11 protein-coding genes are annotated in these 20,656 nt (G+C 33.9%); 4 read left to right on the top strand and 7 right to left on the bottom strand.

All coding sequences use genetic code 11. From position 1 onward, the window contains the following. The first annotated feature begins 9 nt into the window (after positions 1-9). Positions 10-345, top strand: a complete 336-nt coding sequence (locus tag IC221_RS27495; RefSeq protein WP_188172020.1) for a hypothetical protein — start codon at positions 10-12, stop codon at positions 343-345. A gap of 724 nt (positions 346-1,069) precedes the next feature. Here IC221_RS27495 and IC221_RS27490 read toward each other — a convergent pair. Continuing rightward, on the bottom strand, positions 1,070-1,921 hold the full coding sequence (locus IC221_RS27490; RefSeq protein ID WP_188172019.1) for an AraC family transcriptional regulator: 852 nt from the start codon (positions 1,919-1,921) through the stop codon (positions 1,070-1,072). A 144-nt stretch (positions 1,922-2,065) separates the two neighbouring features. Between IC221_RS27490 and IC221_RS27485 the strand changes: the two genes are divergently transcribed. Next, positions 2,066-3,454, top strand: a complete 1,389-nt coding sequence (locus IC221_RS27485; protein WP_188172018.1) for an alpha-amylase family glycosyl hydrolase — start codon at positions 2,066-2,068, stop codon at positions 3,452-3,454. A 454-nt stretch (positions 3,455-3,908) separates the two neighbouring features. Further along, positions 3,909-5,330: an alkaline phosphatase gene (locus tag IC221_RS27480; RefSeq protein ID WP_188172017.1), complete on the top strand. Its 1,422-nt coding sequence runs from the start codon at positions 3,909-3,911 to the stop codon at positions 5,328-5,330. Between the two features lie 964 nt (positions 5,331-6,294). On the opposite strand, the gene IC221_RS27475 is transcribed toward IC221_RS27480, so the two are convergent. Next, positions 6,295-8,856 carry a DUF3857 domain-containing protein gene (locus IC221_RS27475; protein WP_188172016.1) on the bottom strand — a complete coding sequence of 854 codons (2,562 nt, stop codon included), beginning with the start codon at positions 8,854-8,856 and terminating at the stop codon, positions 6,295-6,297. Between the two features lie 644 nt (positions 8,857-9,500). Here IC221_RS27475 and ahpC point away from each other — a divergent pair. Continuing rightward, positions 9,501-10,064 (top strand): alkyl hydroperoxide reductase subunit C, encoded by a 564-nt coding sequence (gene ahpC, locus IC221_RS27470; RefSeq protein ID WP_188172015.1) that lies wholly within the window; start codon positions 9,501-9,503, stop codon positions 10,062-10,064. Positions 10,065-10,675: 611 nt separating this feature from the next. Here ahpC and IC221_RS27465 read toward each other — a convergent pair. From IC221_RS27465 to IC221_RS27445, 5 genes are all read right to left on the bottom strand, one after another. Further along, positions 10,676-11,521 carry a DUF4437 domain-containing protein gene (locus tag IC221_RS27465; RefSeq protein ID WP_188172014.1) on the bottom strand — a complete coding sequence of 282 codons (846 nt, stop codon included), beginning with the start codon at positions 11,519-11,521 and terminating at the stop codon, positions 10,676-10,678. Between the two features lie 497 nt (positions 11,522-12,018). Beyond that, on the bottom strand, positions 12,019-13,032 hold the full coding sequence (gene mgrA / locus IC221_RS27460) for an L-glyceraldehyde 3-phosphate reductase (protein WP_188172013.1): 1,014 nt from the start codon (positions 13,030-13,032) through the stop codon (positions 12,019-12,021). A gap of 503 nt (positions 13,033-13,535) precedes the next feature. Continuing rightward, complete coding sequence (locus IC221_RS27455) at positions 13,536-15,059, bottom strand: T9SS type A sorting domain-containing protein (protein ID WP_188172012.1); 1,524 nt, start codon at positions 15,057-15,059, stop codon at positions 13,536-13,538. A 615-nt stretch (positions 15,060-15,674) separates the two neighbouring features. After that, entirely contained in the window at positions 15,675-16,916 is a 1,242-nt protein-coding gene (locus tag IC221_RS27450; protein ID WP_188172011.1) for a glycosyl hydrolase family 28-related protein, read from the bottom strand. Between the two features lie 74 nt (positions 16,917-16,990). Beyond that, complete coding sequence (locus tag IC221_RS27445; RefSeq protein ID WP_188172010.1) at positions 16,991-20,023, bottom strand: glycoside hydrolase family 2 TIM barrel-domain containing protein; 3,033 nt, start codon at positions 20,021-20,023, stop codon at positions 16,991-16,993. Positions 20,024-20,656: the final 633 nt, after the last annotated feature.

Here is a 20,656-nt window from a genome sequence, read left to right as displayed (position 1 = left end):
AAATAAATAATGAGTAGCTTTGAATTATTTAGTTTTGGAAGCTCAGATTGTTTAAACCTAGAAGAGTTTAGCCCAAAAAATGAATTCTTTATCTCAGTTGAATTTGATTTAAAGAAGAGAAACCAAGAAGGAATAATAACCTTTTTCTTTTTTTTAGCTACAAAAGAAGGTTATTATAATCAACCATATCACGATGAATTAGAGCATATTGTAATTGTCGAAAAATATTCATTCGAGTTTGTAAGAAGAATGCTTGACCAAAATGTAGTGTATAAAATTATTGAACTATCAGATAAACAATTACTAGAATACCTTCACTCTAATTTTAATTTTGACGATGAGTAAAGGTTAAGTATAAAAAATCCCATAAGCCCATGACTTCTAGCCATGGTGCACGGTATTTTAAACTACTTCTTTTGGCATATTTCCCCTTTACTGTTAGTTGTATTAAGCCGATAGGCGTTACTACGAACTATTTTATTGTTTAAGTTTTCAACTTATAACAATAAAATACCAACATAATCTTTCAAGTTATAAGTCGAAGACTTAAACAATTTGAAAGTTCTCAGTGACGCCTTACGGCTTAACACCAAGAACAGAGAGGGAAACTAACTTGTTACATACTAATGCTTCAGGATTGTACTCCACGTATAAGGGACTTCTACCCTCTAAAAGATCAAACTATATTTAGAATAATATAGATCGCACCCGTTTTGGTTATACACAATCGCTGAAACTTCAATCATCGGTTGATACACCCGCTGAGCGCAGTTTAGCATTTACGTTGGGCAACATATAATCAGAGCAAACTTTCAATAAAATGAATAATATTTTAGCTAATAGAAATTATACACACCCTTATTTATATTTTTATTGACCTTAGTAAACCCCTTAAATTCCCTTGGTTGTAAATGTGACTCCATTTCAGTAGAAAACGGATATAATAAAGCTCATTTAATTGTTAAAGGAAAAATCCTAAAAGTTGAAATGGTAAACACCTTAAAAACAATCATTTATACAACAAGAAAAAGTAATATCATGTATTTTTTTATCACATTCAGTTGCTGCATTATGGCTTAAAGAATTTATTTCTATAAGCTGAAGGTGAGCATTTCATTACTCTTTTAAATTGATAATTGAAATTAGCAATATTAGGATACCCACATTCTTCTGCTATTAAAGCAATATTTTTTTCAGAAATTAATAATTCCTTGCTCGCTTTTTTGATGCGAAATTCATTTAAATAATTAAAAAATGTTTTTCGTGTAATTTTTTTAAAAAATCTACAAAATGCAGATTCGGTCATACTAATTACTCTAGCAATATCTTTCAGATTTATCTTATTTGAATAATTATTCGATACAAATGAATACACTGAATTAATTCTTAGTAAATTATTACTATCTGAATGTTCCTCATTAATGGATACGCCAATAATCCTATACTCCTCTGTTTCCACTAATAAATTAAACAATTCTATTAAAGCAGTTAAGCGCTTTTCACTAGGTAAATTATAGATTTTTAGCATTAAATTCTGTAATGCTTCTAATCTTGCTCCTTTAAATTGTATCCCTCTTGTTGCTTTTTTACATAACTTGTAAAATGGATTTAATTCAGGTATCTCCTTTAGGGTTAATCCCATAAAATCCTCTTTGAAATGAATAACTAGTATATCGTAATTAATACTATTCTCATCAATCTGATAATAATGTGGTGTATTTTTTCCTATCAACACTAAATCTCCAGCATCAAATTCTTCTAATACTCCTGAAATGAATCGCTTGCCTTTGGCATTAATTACATAAGCTATTTCAAGCTCTTCGTGGTAATGAAAAATACCTTGTGGACATGGATCAGTAAATTTTCTAATGGCGAATGATTGATTAGTATTTCGTTCTATTTTTTCAATAACAGGCTGCATTATTCTTCATTTTTAGCTAAAACTATAAAAAATCACACACAAAAGACAATATTCAATAACAATTGACCAAAATATTGTTAACTATCACTACCTAATCATCTCCATTTTTGTATTAAATAATTTTTTAAATAATAATAATTTGAGATGAAATCATTATTCTTTTTATTACCAGCAATGTTTATCATTTTGATTAGTTGTACACAAAAAAATCAAAGTATGCAAGGTAAGGAAAACCCATACAGAAGCTCACCTTATGTGAAAATTAAACATCCAGAATGGACCAAAAATGCAACTATATACGAAGCAAATATTCGACAATATACCAATGAAGGAACCTTTAAATCATTTGAGAAACACCTTCCTAGATTAAAAAAAATGGGTGTCGACATTATTTGGCTAATGCCAATTCACCCAATTGGAGAGAAAAACAGAAAAGGAGAACGAGGAAGTTATTATTCAGTAAAAGATTACTATGGGGTTAATCCTGAGTTTGGTACAATGGAAGATTTCAAATCATTGGTGGATAAAATTCATGACATGGGGATGTATGTCATCATAGACTGGGTTGCGAATCATTCTGCTTGGGACAATAAACTAACACAAGAACACCCTGAATGGTATACCAAGGATCATAATGGTAATTTTAGGCCAACACCTTGGTACGACTGGGAGGATATTATCGATTTTGATTATGAAAATGAGGGTATTCGAGAATATATGACCAATGCATTAAAATACTGGGTAAAAGAAACAAATATTGATGGCTATCGTTGTGATGTAGCAGGATTTATGCCTACAAATTTTTGGAATCAAGCACGAAAAGAACTTGATGAAATTAAACCCGTATTTATGTTGGCAGAATGGGAATCTAGAGATTTACACGAACATGCATTTGATATGACCTATTCGTGGAGTTTGTACGAAAAACTTCATGAAACTGCATTAGGGAAAAAAACGGTGAACCAAGGGCTGTATGAATATTTTGCACATCATGAAAATACATTTCCTAAAAATGCTTACCGAATGCTCTTCGTAGATAACCATGATAAAAACTCTTGGGAAGGAACCATGTTTTCGCAATTTGGAAAAGGTTTAGACGCTTCTATTGTATTGACTTGTGTAGCAGATGGTATGCCACTAGTTTATACAGGACAAGAGGCGGGAATGAATAAACAGCTGAAATTTTTCGAAAAGGATATTGTAGATTGGAAACATAGTAAATACACTGATTTATACGAAAAACTTTTTGAATTAAAGCATAAAAACAAAGCGCTGTGGAATGGAAAATATGGAGGCGAAATGATTGCTGTGGTTCATAACAAACCAAAATCTGTCCTTGCCTTTACACGTGAAATAGAGGATGACAAAGTATTTGTTGTTTTTAACTTTTCCGATCAAGAAGAAACCGTAAAATTAAGTGGGAACAACCAAAATGGAAATTATACAGAATACTTTAGCGGAAGAAAAGTAACATTCCAAGGTGGAGAATCATTAACAATTCCTGCGTGGGGTTATCAAGTATTTGTAAAGTAGTAGGATAAGTACTAAATCAATAAAAATTCATCTAAAACAGGTGGACTAAATCAATAATATTTAGCTCACCTGTTTTTTTATTAAAATCTCACAAAGTTCATCCCCCCTTTCCTCGTTCTGCTCCATGCATAAGCCTGATCATAAGGTATCCACAAACGATTCAAGTTTTACGTTTGTGTTCTACCTTTTTCCAAAGTCCCAGTAATTTATAATAGGAATGAACTCCCTTATAAAATACACACATGTTTTCTACAACAAAAACACAAACAGAATGCATTTATAATTTATGCAATACAAAATAACAAGTAATTATTCTAATATTAAAAAAACACAAACCAACTTCTCTTTTAATCTAAGAAAGAATGTTTAACAATTTATTTAAATAGTATTTTCAAGTCAGATATAAGCATTCCCTATATTTGGCTTTAATTTCATAATACAATTACTACTAACAATGAATAGAAGAAATTTTTTCAAAAACGGATCACTTTTCGCCCTAGGGGCATCAGTATTAAATCCTTTAAATGCAGGTGCAACAGCTAAAGATTTTGATACTAATAAAAAGAACAAAAAAGCTAAAAATATCATTATACTTGTAAGTGATGGAATGAGCACTGGAACCCTAAATATGGCAGACTTATACTTGTCTAGAAAAACAGGAACAGGCTCTAATTGGCTGCAATTGTATAGAGATAATAAAGTTACACGAGGTCTTATGAACATGGCTTCTCTAAACTCTATTGTAACCGATTCTGCTGCTGCAAGTTCTTCTTGGGGAGGTGGATTTAGGATTAATAATGGAGCGCTTAACACTAGTCCAACTGGAGAAAAGTACTTACCAATTTGGCAAAAGTTCAAAAAAGCTGGTAAAATGGCTGGTTGTGTTACTACTGTTCCAATTACACATGCAACTCCTGCGGGATTTTGTGTAAATAGTAAAACACGTAAAGACCAAGCAGGCATTGCAGAAAAGTATTTAGGACTGAACTTTGATATTATGATGGGAGGCGGAAATGAGTATTTCTCTCCTGACAAACGAGATGATAAGGTTGATATGTATCAAAAGTTTGCTAATAAAGGCTATGAGGTTGTAAAGACTAGAGAGCAGATGTTAGCAGCAAATACAAAAAAACCAATATTAGGTGTATTTTCTGATAGTGGATTGCCTTACACTATAGATAGAAATAACGACAGAGAGTTAGCTAAAAATGTTCCTACACTTGCTGAAATGACTCAGAAAGCGATTGATAGAATGAAAAATCATCCTGAAGGCTTTGTATTGCAAGTAGAAGCTGGAAAAGTAGATTGGGCTGCTCATGGAAATGACATTGCAGGTCTAATTTATGACCAAACTGCTCATGATGAAGCTGTAAAAGTGGCGATTGATTTTGCTGATTCCAATGATGAAACTTTAGTGATCATTACTACTGACCATGGAAACTCTAATCCAGGAACAATTTCTGGAAGTAAAGCTAATGAGAACTTTGATACCATTCAAAACTACAAACATTCAAACGAATGGATCTTAAATGGTATTAGCAGAGAATCCACTATCCCTCAGATTAAAGAACGTATTGAATATGCTAATAATTTTGAGGTAACAGATAAAGAAGCAATAGCTCTTTTAAAAAGTTATGCCATTATAAAAACGGAAGATGGTTTGTATAATCCTCGTAATTTACCTTTTAAATTGATGGCTGAAATTCAAAAACAACGTAACTCAGTAAGTTGGATTAGTCAGCACCACTCTTCGGATTATGTAGAGATAGCGATGTATGGTCCGGGTAGTGATTTGTTAAAGCCTTTTATTAAAAATACAGATCTACATTATTTAATGTTAGAAGCAGCTGAAGTAGAAAATAATTTTTTAAAATAAATCTATTTAAGCTCTTAAAACATACAATAATGTAAACAAAGTAGAGCACCGCTATACAATTAGGCTAGCGGTGCTCTACCCTCCCTTATTTCTAATCTCTTCTAATGAAGGTATACGGCGGTTGATTACCATTCAGCTAACGTTTTGTAAATGTCGAACATAGAAATATATCCTCTTTTCTTAAATCTTTCTAAAGTAATGGTAGTAATAAGAATAAAAACAGGTATTAACTACATTGTAAACTAAATTATCGTCAACTTTCAATCTGTATTTCTACTAGATTTTATAGGGCCTACTTTCAGGCTTCCTTCTTCTTCATTTTTGTCTTGAAACAAAAACGAAGCAAAAAATTCAAGGCTTAGAAGTCAAAAGCTAAATTCCATTCCTCTCACCTAAATGATTTAAAACTCGCTGCGCTCAAACAGAAAATCATTTTTAACGGCTCAATTCATGAAATTCTTCACGCTTTTCCCTTCAAGGCCGAGGGAGATACTACGAAATGATTGTCTAATTACAGGTCAAAAGAAAAGGGTTTTATAATCCTCTTCTATAGTGTAGTACTGTAGGGACGTTTTAGTAAAACGTCCTCGCGAACCACAATACACTACCATTTACCCTTTATAAAAGTAATTACATTAGTTAACGAAAATTTAGTTTACAATGTATTAACTAGACCCATAATTAAAATTATGGGCTTTTGTGAGGACACCTCAATTATCAACTTTTAATTATAACATTTAGCTTATCGGTATTAAAAAGGGTTGATAACACTCGTAATTTATTGAAATAAATCATTTTAGAATGAAAGTCGAAAAGAAGTATAGCTTCCCATAAGCCCATGACTTCTAGTCATGGTGCACGGTGTTTTAAACTACTTCTTTTGGCATATTCCCCTTTACTGTTTGTAGTATTAAGCCGATAGGCATTGCATCTGATATTTTTTCAGAGTTGAATACTTCTTTTCTTAAAGTTCTTCCACCAAATCTTTTTTATCTTCTTGCTTGGCATAGGTTTTTGTAAATGTATTTTTTGATCTATCAGAATAGAACATATAAGGTATCCATATAATACATCGCAGAAACGATTTACCTATTTCTTTTACCTCTTCTTGAACTTCACTGACTGTTAATTTTTCGACTAAAGAATCATAAAGTACGTTATCAATGACTTGAAAGATCAATCTTGATAAAAGTAATACAGCGTAAACATATTTTGTGCTTGTTCTCTTTTGGAAAAACAGTACTATGGCCAATACAGATAAAACAATACTAATTGAGTTCGCAACAAACTCGAAAATTACAATCAAGAATAAAGAAATACTATTTTCAGAAGCTTCTAGACCAGTCCAGAAATAGGAATCAAAATAACCTGTAACGAAGAAATCATAAGTAAGCTTCAATGGAGAAATTATAGCACCAATCGCTAATAAAATTAACCACCCACCAATTGGCTGACTTTCATTTTGATTTAATGAAGGTGGATCAAAACCATAATAGATTTTACGAGCAAAGTACCCCAATATCATCCATAAAAAAAGAACAAGAATAACACTTGCATAACTTATATTTACACCGGAACCTATGGCATTTTCATCAAAATTTAAATTCCATGTAATTGAATAATCCCCATTATCCCACACATTCTCCCCTTCTTTTACTATTTTCTTTGCAATGGCTGCATTTACATAATTAGAATCTTGCTTATAATTATAACTAACTATATACTGATTTGAGGTTAAGCCTGCTGTAACTGCATAATCAAAAGTGAAAAATTCGTTTTCTACATGCTTCTCTTCAGGTCCTAACGCCCAATCGGTATCTGCAGGTAATGTCACCGTTGTTTCTTGATGATAATCTAAAGGTTCTCCAATGTAATAGGGTGTCTCTCTTTGATGAACTTTATTAAATGAAATATTAGTATACAACACAAATGGGGATACTCTATAAAGAATGATCATACTGTCCAATGTTTCTTCCCAAATGTTATCGGTATGGTAGTACTCCTCTATGGTTACTTTACCTGATCCATACTTATCATTATCAAAAAACTTCACTGGCTTTGAGGCAATCACTCCATCATATAGATTGGCATAAAATTCCTCATATTCATCAGTAATATAATCATGATCATTATTGGAGAAAAATGCTCGTATATTATCCGCTTTTGAACCCGAAAATTCTGTTCTTACAAGAATGTCAGCACCTCCTCCCATAGAATCGATGTCCACTAATTCTTTGATATTGACTTTATTTTGAACTGTTTTCGGAAGTTTGGTAAGTAGATTATTCCCTTCCTTTATCACCAATCCCCAACAATAATTGGGAGTGGCATAGTTTTGTAAATTTCCCCCTTGATTACTGATCGTTGGATCGATATAATACTTTTTTCCCTTATAGATAATTTGTACGATACAATGATTAAATTGAGAAGGAGACGGAATATCTTGGTTTAATTCTTTGCCCCTAGTATGAACCAACATAGGATACGCTTCTACATTTTCTTCACGAAGTAAAGCGACCAATAAAAGAGACTTGTCTTTACAATCTCCATAACGTTGGTTGTACACTTGCATTGGGCTATGAGGTTGGTAAGCATTAATACCATTTTCTACACCCATATATCTGATTTCATCTTGAATAAAGTGAATCCATGACAAAATTTTCGAATGTCTAGAAGTACCCTTGAACTTCTTTTTTTCCTTTTTCCAAATCTTAATTATTTCATTGCGATGATAAGTATACTTAGGCAGTGCCCAATCTACGACCTCTCCCCAATTTTGGTATGTAGAAACTTGCACCCTTCTAAAACCATTGTACCAAGCCGTTTCATTTTCCTCGTATTTATAATCTTCCATACCACTACCACTCTGCGTCAATATTTGCAGGTCACCTTTTATTTCTTTTTGAAAAGGAAGAGCACCATTAAATGTTTTTTCAATCAATTGATCCTTTTTTGGAAGAATAAGCTTTGTGTAAATTTGAGCTACAGGTGTAGAATGATTTTGATAGTAAGTATAGCCAAATTTATCATTGTAAAAAGGATGAAAACCTTTTCTCGTAAAGGCATAAGAGATGATATCACCCTTTCTTACATCTTTTAATTGATGTATTGCCGACATATTACCACTGTAGAGGTAGCTTTGTAAATTGGTTTCTTGACGAATTACTTCAAACTTTTGAACGTCAAGTTTATTGATCTTTTTACCATTCCTTATGATCTCTAATTTGTGAATTTGAATGGTTTGAAATGAAGGGTCAAAAATAATATTAAAATCAGATGATGATTGTACTGCATCTGCATCCATCACCTTATAGACCTGCTCATAATACGCCTCTTGAGTCAGTCGGTTGGTCTGATCAGAAATCAATAAATATTGAGTACCAATGCCTTTTTTATCTTTAAAAGCATCATCGTTGTATTCAATTTGATCTACCCATTCTGGAATTGGTGTTTTCTTAAAGTATTTATTCTGGGCTTGTAGAGAAAAACTAAGTAAAAAAAATAAGCCTATAAAAAGTCTGCTCATGAAATTGATTGTTGAAGTTCACCTTAAATTGTAAATATATAGCATCTAAAATAATTATGAAGAATTCACCGTTATTTTTCCAACATTAAATACATGTACTACACTTTAATTTAATTATCGTCAACTTTCAACCGATCTTTATACCAACATTTATAGGCTCAACTTCCAAACTTCCTTCTTCTTCATTTTTCCATTAATGAAAACGAAGCAAAAAATCAAAGCTTAGAAGTCAAAAGCTAAATTACACTCCTCTCGCCTAAATGATTTAAACTCGCTAAAGCTCAAACAAAAAAATCATTTTTAACGGCTCAATACATGAGATTCTTAACGCTTTTCCCTTCAAGGCCGAGGGAAGAGTACTACCAAACTAAAATGGTAGAAAAGCTCACTAGCGCGAATGTTAAGTAATAGCGAGATTCATGCACTACAGATCAGCAGAAATCTCCCGATTTCTAAATAGTATAAATATTCAAAAAATTAGTTTACAAAATTTTTGGCATCACCCCGGTATAAGAAAAACCTATATCAATATAAAAACAATCAATTTTACAAATATCCATTCCCACCGTATGTTTGTATCGTAATCAATCGGAAAGCGGTTGAATAAACTGAAACAAACATCAATCAAAAAAAATAGATAAACTATGTCACAAATCGGAAAACAAGTAGTAGATTTTAAAGTAGAAGCATTCGAAAACAACGACTTCAAAACAGTTACTAAAGAAGATATCTTAGGCAAATGGTCGATCTTCTTCTTCTACCCTGCCGACTTCACTTTTGTGTGTCCAACAGAACTAGAAGACCTTGCTGACCTTTATGAAGATTTCAAAGTGACTGGTACTGAAATTTACTCTGTTTCTACAGACACTCACTTCGTACACAAAGCATGGCATGATACTTCTGAAACAATCAAAAAAATCAATTATCCAATGCTTGCAGACCCAACAGGTGTACTTTCAAGAGGTTTTGAGGTAATGATTGAGGAAGACGGAATGGCAGAAAGAGGTACTTTCATCGTGAATCCCGAAGGTGAAATCGTTTCTTATGAAGTAGTGGCAGGTAACGTGGGTAGAAATGCTGAGGAATTATTGAGAAAATTAAAAGCACTTCAATTTGTGGCAGAAAACCCTTCTGAAGTTTGCCCAGCAAAATGGAAAGAAGGTAATGATACATTGAAACCAAGCATCGATCTTGTTGGATTGATCTAAGCTATAAATTTACATCCCCAACTTTAGACATTAGTAATAGTTATTATAAAATAGTTTGATTAACATAACCTTATCAATCAAAACCCACTCTTTTTTTAAAGGGTGGTTTTTTTTGTTATTGTAAAGCTCTAAAACAGGTTAACAAAATTGTAAACTAAGTTTTCGGCTATTTATGATTTTTAGAAATCAGGAGATTTCTGATGATCATTTGGATACGAATGACGTTAACGCTTATCATTCGCTCTAGTAGAAGTACCTCTCTATTAGTTTAGTAGTTACTCCCCCGGCCTTGAAGGGAAAAGCGTAAAGAATTTCATGAATTGAGCCGGTTAAAATGATTTTGTTGTTTGAGCTTTAGCGAGTTTAAAATCATTTAGGCGAGAGGAGTGGAATTTAGCTTTTGACTTCAAAGCCTTGACTTTTTTGCTTCGTTTTTGTGTTAAGACAAAAATGAAGAAGAAGGAAGGCTGAAAGTAGATCCTATAAATGCTTGTAGAAAGGTTGGTTGAAAGTTAACGATAATATTTAATTTACAATGTAAAAAGTTTATATCAAATAAAAATAGACATGTTGCCGAGTTTTGATTACTCTCACTCGACAACATGTTTTGGTTAATTTATTTCAAATTCACTATTCGTACGAATATAGATCGATGTTTCTTTATCAGTTGAAATTTGATGAACCCCAACTCCTTCTGAACCAAAGTAACTACCCGTTTCCAACGTTTTATTTGATGTCTCTTTAGACGTTTTGTATTGTAAATCACCGGAAATCACAATTCCCTTAAAGCTATTATTACTCATAATTTGTCCCTTGAAATGAGCAGGGAGCTTGAGCATTGATCCACTAAATTGGCTGTCTTTTTCATCCCATAAAAAAGCCATTTTCACATTTTGACCTGTAGTTACCCAAGTTATATCTGTAGCATCAAGCCATACTACATTTGATTCTTCGATATTGACTGGGTGTTCTCCACTTTCAAATGCTTCATCAGCGGGGTGAACAAGGTATGGGCCTTCTTCAATTTCAATGTATGCGAAAGTATCTGTTCCTTTTGCAGAAGTGATATGTACTTCTCCTTTTGGTTGTGTCCAGAAAGATCCTGTTGGCATCCACATGTTTTCGGCATTTGGATCATCATTATGGATCAAACCACTAATCACTACACCTCTGTAAGATACATTGTGAATATGCGGTGGAGATTGGAAACCGTCTGATGGTTTTAATAAAAACCCAGTGGCACTTTTACTGTTTCTATCTCCCCAAAGTGTACCGGCTTTAGGAGCCAAATCTCCTCTTTTTGGATTTAAATGGGTCCATTCCACTTCCGATGCCAAGACTAGCTCATAGGTTGCATTCGATTTAACTTCTTTTTTTTGAACGTCAGTTGAATTGTTGTTGGTGCAAGAGATAATAGTTAATAAACCAATAATTGCACTAAGACCTAATGTCCTCATTTTTTATTTATTATTTAATTGAAAGTAAGTACTTCCACACAAATAGATAGAACTAACTATGTCTATTTTTGATTTAGTACTTGTAATAAGTAGATCAACGAAACTAAGTAGCACAAAACGGTTTTACAATAACGGGCAAAAAGGATAGTATATTGAAATACATAAAAAAGAATGAAATTATATATTTTTAACGACAAATTTCATTTCCGATAACATTATTTAAACATTGTACACAACGCTTATAATAAAAACCTATATCAGCATAAAAACAATCAATTTTACATCTTATCAATCATGGTGTATGTTTGTAATGTAATCAGGGAATAAATCGAAATACTGAATTACAAAAATTTACACCTAAGCTTAAAAAAATTGTAATTAGTTATATAAAATAGTTTGCTTTAGCCTAATAATCCATTATCATCAAAATAAAATCCCACCATGTTCTGGTGGGATTTTTTCACCTCTAAAATACGCTCTGATGTAGAAATAGAGGCTTATTTCAATATTTGTGCTATGGTCTGTTTTTCTTCTGCTGAAAACGCCAACTGATCCAAAGCCTTTACATTTTCTTCCAATTGACCTGGAGAACTTGCTCCCACTAATACAGTGGTTACTGCCGGATGATTTAATAACCAAGCAATCGCCATTTGAGATAACTTTTGACCTCTTTGTTCTGCTATTTGATGTAGTGCTTTAATTTGATCCAATTTGGATTCCACTGCTTCTAAATTCAGATAAGTATTGTCCTTTTTTGCCCTCGAATTTTCAGGAATACCATTGACATATTTATTGGTCAACATGCCTTGTGCCAAGGGAGAAAAAACGATTGAACCAACATTCAAATCTTCTAACTTCGGTAAGACTTCTGTTTCTACTTCTCTTTCAAACATTGAATATTTAGACTGATGAATTAGCAATGGAACTCCCATGTCTTTTAATAATTCAGATGCTTTTTGAGTCTCCTCGGCACTATATCTTGAAAGTCCTACATATAAAGCTTTTCCTTGCTTAACAACTTGTGCCAAAGCACTCATTGTTTCTTCCAAAGGTGTTTCTGGGTCTGGTCTATGATGGTAGAAAACATCTACATAATCCAACCCCATCCTCTTCAAACTTTGATCAAGGCTTGCAATCAAGTATTTCTTCGAACCCCAATTTCCATACGGACCGGGCCACATATCATATCCAGCCTTTGAAGCTATAAATAATTCATCTCGGTAGGGTAGAAAATCTTTTTGAAGAATTCTCCCAAAATTCTCTTCTGCTGAACCATATGGAGGTCCATAATTATTTGCTAAATCAAGATGGGTAATTCCAAGATCAAATGCCTTTCGAAGAATATTTCGAGCATTGCCAAAATCATCATTAAAACCGAAGTTATGCCAAAGCCCTAATGAAATTCGGGGGAGTAAAACACCACTTCTACCACATCTTTGGTATTGCATTGTTTCATACCTTTCCTCTTTTGGAAAATAAGGTGCTACAGGAGCTTTATCAAATATGTTCATTTCACTATCATTTTTGTTTTGCATGAATATACAAACAGGCAACCAATTATTAATTGAGCGTAGTGAATTATAGAAAAAATTATGAAACGCTAACCTATATTAGAGTAATAACTCCCCTATTGATTACACTCTAAACTAAGTTTTCAAATATTTAAGTACTAAGACAAAATTATATACCACTAATTCCATTTATTGTTTTGCGATTACTGCCTTCAAAAAACTTTAAATAGAACCACTATTTATACGTTTTTTAGCGTTGTACTCACAAAAAATAAATTAGAATTAACTATGATTTATTTTTGTCTTATTACTTATGGTATTTAAATATCAGGAAATTTCTGATGATCAGCAGATCACGAATGGCATTAAAGTTTAACCTTCGTGTCAGAGGTTTTTCTTCCTTATTCATTTGGCAGCGTTTTCATCAGCCTTGAAGGAGCTTAACTTACTCTACGCAAAAACTCACTAAAAAAAGGAAGAGCTTTCACCCTTCCTTCTTAACATTATTGTTTCAATATTCTAAAACTATCTCCATCCACGTTGACCACATATGTACCGGGAGGGTAAGAAGTAATGTCAACTTTAATTCTTTGAGACCGCTTCAATAGAATTGGATTAATTTCTTGCCCGTAAAGAGTGTAGATTTTTAAAATGGTTGAACTTGTAATTTTTGTGCTTTTCACATTAAAAACACCATCAGAAGGGTTAGGATATACTTGATACCCCATCTCCAATAAATCAGATTTTGATGTCGGGTCTGAAGAAGTTGGAGGATCAATTGGTTCATCAGGAACACTTGTGCAATCATCAATCCAGGTATCTTCTCCAATAATTGCTTCTTGATATTTGAAACCAAAAGACTCAACACCTGAAATCGCTACATTATAATATCCATCTGCATTATTTTTGTTTCCTGCCCTGTACAATACGGTTGCCACTGCGGGTGCAGGAAAACTTTCTCCATCTATATTATAGTCCTCACCAATTAGACTTCTCTCTTGACATGGTAAATAACCAAAGTGCTTTGCTTTGACTTGTGCAGTTGTACCATAAGTCCCTTTTACATTTTTCACTATACTTGTATTAGCGTAGTAGCCAGGTGTCAAACCCAATGAATCTTGTTCTTTTGTAAGATAACCTCTATCTATTCGAGCTGCAAAACCAGTATTGACCGCTTCCACTCCATCAATTTCAATATGACCATTTTTTATAGCATGAGGTGAAATCATTACCGCAGCATTCCCATTTTGGCAGTACACATTGTTAGCGTATATATCATGATTACCACCTATTTGTAATGCATTCATTTTCTTATATCCAGTCTCCAAACGAAGCGTTACTCCTCCATCTCCCCAAATATCTTTAAAGAACACATGCCTGAGTGCTTGTGACTGGATCAAACCATAACCATAATGTGCTTTCTCTATTCTACAATTTCTAATGACCCCATCTTGTGACATCACATATTCTCCGTTGTATTGCGTATAGCCTGTAGTAATGGCCGAAAACTTTGTATTGTCATCAATCACACTGGCATCTGCCACTAGGAAATTGCGAGTATTGTACACAGAGATGACGCGTACATTCGGATTTCTTGAAGTACTAATATCAACAGTAAATTGCTCACTTTTGGCTCGTATACTAACGTTTTGCGTGAATTCTCCATCTTTTCCAATATTGAAAATACCAAAATTTTTATCATTGCCAGGATCTGTAGGGTAGATCGTCGCATTTCGATGGATGACCAAATGAATATTGGATTTGACATGAATGTTCTTGAAGAAATAATCTCCGACAGGAATATTAATCCTACCACCATTTTCAAGCTTGGTCAAATCATCAATGGCCTGTTGAAGTTTTTCACTGTCGTCTTCTGCATCTGTGTTGTTGACGTTGTAATCTGCCACCAGGTCCACGGTTCGATCTACAAGACTGATCTTATCGGTGTAGAAGTCATTTTCATTTTGTGCAAAAAGTGTAGCCCATGAGAATAAGGCTGCTAGTGTTGTAAGTAAAATTCGTTTCATTTCATTTAAAAATTTAGATAAGTAATAGTCTGTAAATTCAATTTCTAACAACTACTAATAAGGGGCTTTAGCAAGCTTGAGAGGTATAACTACCAAATGATGGTCTGATTAACATCAAAAGACAAGGATTTTTGCAATAATCTTCCAAAGTGCAATTCTGTAGGGCGTTGTATTGCAACATCATCACGAACCATCAGAAACTACCATTTGCCTTTTAGTAGAAGTTGAGGAAATCTTATTTTACAGTAAAATATTGTTGATGGAACATAAGTACCAAGACAAAATTATTTAATACTAATTCTATTTATTGTTTTGCGATTACTTCCTTCAAAAAACTTTCAATAGAACCACTATTCATACGTTTTTTAACGTTGTACTCACAAAAAATAAATTAGAATTAACTATGATTTATTTTTGGCTTAGTACTTAAGCTCCCAAGGATAGTAAATTCTGGCACATTATTAAATGCTTTACTACCTGTCAACAAATGCTGATATACGAGGATAAATCACTGCAATAACTTACAGTGATTTATCCTGATTGATATGTTTTGAGATATTTCGTGAGGATATTTTAATAAAAACCCTTACACTGTCTCTATTATTTAGATGCTAACTATTGTTCGCAGTTAGCTACCTCATCACTCTCATTGATGACGGCTTTCTTCTGATGAGGGAATCCGATCGCTTCAACATTTGAAATTTTCACATTATAATACCCATTAGCATTATCGGCATTTCCGTCTGCTCTGTATAAAATTGCAGCAACCGCAGGAGCAGGATAGCTTTCACCATCAGGGTGAGCCTTAGAGTGAATAAGTGATTTGGCATCGCAAGTGATGTATTTGAAGTGCTTCGGCTTCACTTGAGCGTTTTCACCATACGTTGCTTTTACATTTTTAACGATCGATGTATTTGCATAATAGCCCGGCTTTAAGTTGAGTTTCTTTTGGTCTTTGCTTGTATATCCTTTATCAATTCTTAATGCAAAACCTGTATTTACTGTTTCCACACCATCTACTTCTACGTGACCGTTTCGGATCGCATGCGGAGAAATCATCACCCCTGCATTACCATTTTGGCAGTAGATATTTTTAGCATAGATATCATGATTACCACCCGTTTGTACATTGTTCATTTTCTTTAATCCAGTCTCCAAACGAAGCGTTACACCACCGTCACCCCAAAGGTCCTTGAAGTATACATTTTTTAAAGCTTGAGATTGTACCAATCCGTATCCATAGTGTGCTTTCTCAATTCTACAGTTTTTCACCACACCATTGTCTGACATCACAAATTTCCCATCGATTTTTGCATAACCCATTGTAATGGAAGAGAATTTTGTATTATCATCAATACAATTCATATCGGCAATCAAAAAGTTATGAGCATTACTCATACTAAACACTCTTACATTTTTATTGGCTACTTTACTGATATCTACTGTATACTGTCCCTTATCTCCTCTTACGCTTACATTTTCAACGTAATTTCCTTTTGTTCCGAAATCAAAAACACCATAGTTTTTGTTTTTTACCGGAGGAATAGGATAGATAACAGCGTCTTTTGAAATCACAATATGTACATTTGATTTCACTTCAATGCTACCAAAATAATATGTACCTCCCGTAATGTTGATACGCCCTCCATTCTTTAAAGCAGTCATATCATCAATAGCCTTTTGAAGCTTATCGCTATCGTCTTTGTTGTCTTTATTATTGACTTTATAGTCTTTGACAAGATCTACTGTTTTAGAGACCTGATTGATTTTGTCTTTGTAAAAATTACCCTCTTTTTGGGCGAAAGTAAGTCCAGCACTTACAAGTAAAGCACCTAGTGTTACGATTAATTTTTTCATTTCACGAAAATTTATTGGATTTCAATGAATTGAGCAAAGGTTTACTCGCTCAATTCATCGTTATAATTTTATAATTAAATTGCTTTCAATTCGTCCACACACAAACCATTAGCTTGAATAGAAGTCAGGCGGATAGTGTTGGCTCCAGATTGTAATACCACATTGACTTCATACTCTTTCCATTCGTTTCTGTATTTATCAACAGCTTTTAGAATCAGTTCCTGACTTTCACCATTGATCGTCAATAATACCTTGTGTTCTTGAATATCTCTTTTGGAAGCAGAATACCTGATTTTCAATGTATACTCTCCTTCACTCCCATCATTTTCTTGGTACCACTCAATATATCCTCCTTGATTTTTACCAAAATCGATGAACCCATTTCCATTAAAATTGGCTCCTTGTGAAGAGATTGTTACTTGATCAAAAGCTGCATCTTCTGCCTGATCACCACCAGGGTTGATAGCCGTTACAACTGGGTCCATTTCAAACCCTTCATCTTCAGCAAAACGTTCATACATACGAAGAACTTCCTTGTTGTTGAACAATACAATGGCCTTCACCGTTGTCCCTAATTCCACCTCAAAAGATTGATTGTATTTTGTTGAAGCAGTTGTTGGTTCACTTCCATCAGTCGTATAAAAAACACTGAAACTACCCTTTGCTTCTTTACCTCTTAATGCCATTTTCTGAACATCAATACTTACTTTTTTAGAAGTCATCAACCTCTTGTCTCCTAAGATTGAACCCACAATCACATTGATATCTCCTGAAGCCTCCAAAGATTCAATATATCCTCTTGTCAATCCATAAAAACCAATTCTGTCCGTAGCTAAATAATGCTTTTCAACATCTACAGGACTACCATTGTCTAATGCTTTTACATATCCAGTGCCCAATACTTTAAAGAAGTTTCTATTCTCACCATAAGGATAGACCTCACCTTTTGCGTCAGTAGATGTAACTCTCAGTTGTACAATGTCTTCTTTTGTATTGGTTAATGGTTCTCCGTCAATAGATAACTTGATTTTTGAGGGTTGATCAGCAGTAGCAATTGTCTCCTCAGTAACCACTTTATTATTATTATACCCGACAGCTTGTAAAGTTCCTGTTTGATAACCTACCATCCATTGGTATTGCATTTTATCCCATGACTGGCCTGGCGTTTGTTTTCCTAATGACTTGCCATTGAAGAACAATTCTACTTCATCACAATTAGAATAGACCCATACTGGAATTTCTACACCTTCTTCTAGCGTTGGGTGAGTCCAATGTGGTAAAATATGGACCATTGGAGTTTCCGTCCATTGAGATTGATACAGGTAATAAAGGTCTTTTTCAAAATTTGCCATATCTATAGCACCACCCATAAAGGATTTGAAAGGCCATCCCCCATGAACAAAAGTAGCTTCACCAATATAATCATGACCTGTCCAACGAAATGAACCTGCATAGTTTGGAATATCACGCAACTGCTCAATGTTTTGTCTTGAAGTCAAACGAACCATAGCATTGTCATAACTAGAATTGAATAGCTGCTTGTAATTGGCTTTCTTCGCAGAAGTGGTCCAATCATACGTAAACACTTCTTCTTCAGTTAAATCAGGATATTCATAGGGTTGATGACGAACACAAGGATAACCATCTCTATACCAAGTCAATGTTCTATAAAATCCTCTTACTTGGAAAGTGTGTGTATTTTCTGTTCCGATAAAAACTCTATCCGTTTTCAAATGATCAAAAAATCCTTTCTTTTCACTATGTCCATTTACACCAAATACATCCATATAATCTGAACCCGAATGCCCAGAAGTAACAGGTCTTGTATCATCCAATTCATGACACCTTTCCACTAATGCTTTTGCTGCTTCATCACCACGCGTTTCATTTCCTACAGAATAAATAATAATAGACGGGTGATTTCTGTCTCTCTTGATCCAATCTGTCAAATCTCTGTTCCACCACTCCTTAAAATAATGTGCACCATAATCGTTGAGTGCTTTTTTGTGCCAACCATCATAAATTTCATCCATCACAATCAATCCCATCTCATCACACATATCATAAAACTGTGGGGTTTGAGGATTGTGTGCCGTTCTGATGGCATTCACACCCATCTTTTTCAATTGCTCTAAACGAAAACGTAATATCTTATCTGGCACCGCAGCCCCCAATGCTCCAGCGTCTTGATGATTACATACGCCTTGTAGTTTTATATTCTCTCCATTGATCCACACACCCGATTCAGGTTTCCATTCCACATCTCTAACGCCAAATCGTGTGGTATAAACTTCCTCAATATTCTTTACGATTACTCTTGAAACTGCTTTATACAAATAAGGTGAAGTGGTTGACCATAACTTGGGGGAATCAATAGTCAATTCTTGCTCTACCGTTGTTTGATCTTCTTTTAATAACGAAAACTTTTGCACTGTTGTAGCCACTACTTTTCCGTCCTGATCAACAATATCAGTGATCAGCGTACCTTTCGCTTTCTTTTGAGATTCATTTTTTACCTCAGTGGCAATTTGAACTCTATTCTCCTTTGTCTTAATAAAAACCCCATCCGTTGGAATATTTACTTTTTCTTTAATATCAATCCATGTATTGGCATAAATCCCCGACCCCGTATACCACCTTGCAGAAGGCTGTGCATCATTGTCCACTCTTACTGCAAAAGTGATGGTTTCTTCCTTCTCTACTTCCTCTGTAATATCATATTCAAAAGAAATCCAACCATAAGGTCTATTTCCTAATTTACGTCCATTGGCCCAAACGGTACTATTCATAAAAACACCATCAAAAGCTATTCGGATTTTTTTCCCTTTCCAATCTTGCGGTACTTTGATGGTTTTTCTATACCAACCAATCCCTGCCGGAAGGTAGCCACACTGCCCTCCCATGGGGTGATCTTTGTCGTATTCACCTTCAATACTCCAATCATGAGGGAGGTTTAATACTCTCCAATCGTTGTCCTTATAACTTAATTTCTCTGCCCCTCTTTGCTCATCTAGTTTAAATTTCCAGTCTTTATTAAAATTAAGTCTTTGCTGTGCTGATAATTGTAGGGCTGAAAAAAGTAACCCTAGTATAAGTAAATACTTCATTTGAATTTCATTTTATATGATCAGTAGTAAAAAAGTTTGGGTTCGTGTACCATAGTGTCAATTGATTACAAAAAGAGACTATAGTACACGAAATACTAAAAACCCATGATTACTACTGCTTTAGTACTGATACAAAACTCTATTTCTTTTGATGAAAACTTGAACCTGTGTGTTTATAATATGTAGCTACAGAGATAAAACACTGAAATAGTGACTATTAACACCCCATTATTTTCCATTCGTTAGTATTTTTAAAAACGGATTGATACACTTTGATTTAGAGGAGGGAATAGTGAAGAGGTGTGAGGGAAGAGGGAAATTGGTTCGTAATGTGTTTACTGTGAAGGTTCGAGTAATACCATTTTGGTTTTAGTTTAAAAAAGCTATAACTCATGTAAAGTTCAGAAAAAATACTCCACAACATTTCAGCTTTCCATCAATTTTATAAGAAAAAAAGAGATGATAAGAAAACCTATCACCTCTCGAATACTTACTGTTGAATATTAACTGTGTTTTGAAGTTTTTTTATATGAAAAATGTTTTTTATGGTGGAACGTGGGGCTGTCGCAAAACCATCAAAAATTCCAAATACTCTTCATTTTTAAATCGTATGAACATAAACAGTTTAAAAAT

It is taken from the genome of Flammeovirga sp. EKP202, from assembly GCF_014534745.1.
Classification (GTDB): Bacteria; Bacteroidota; Bacteroidia; order Cytophagales; family Flammeovirgaceae; genus Flammeovirga.
This window is presented reverse-complemented; position numbering and strand designations above follow the sequence as displayed.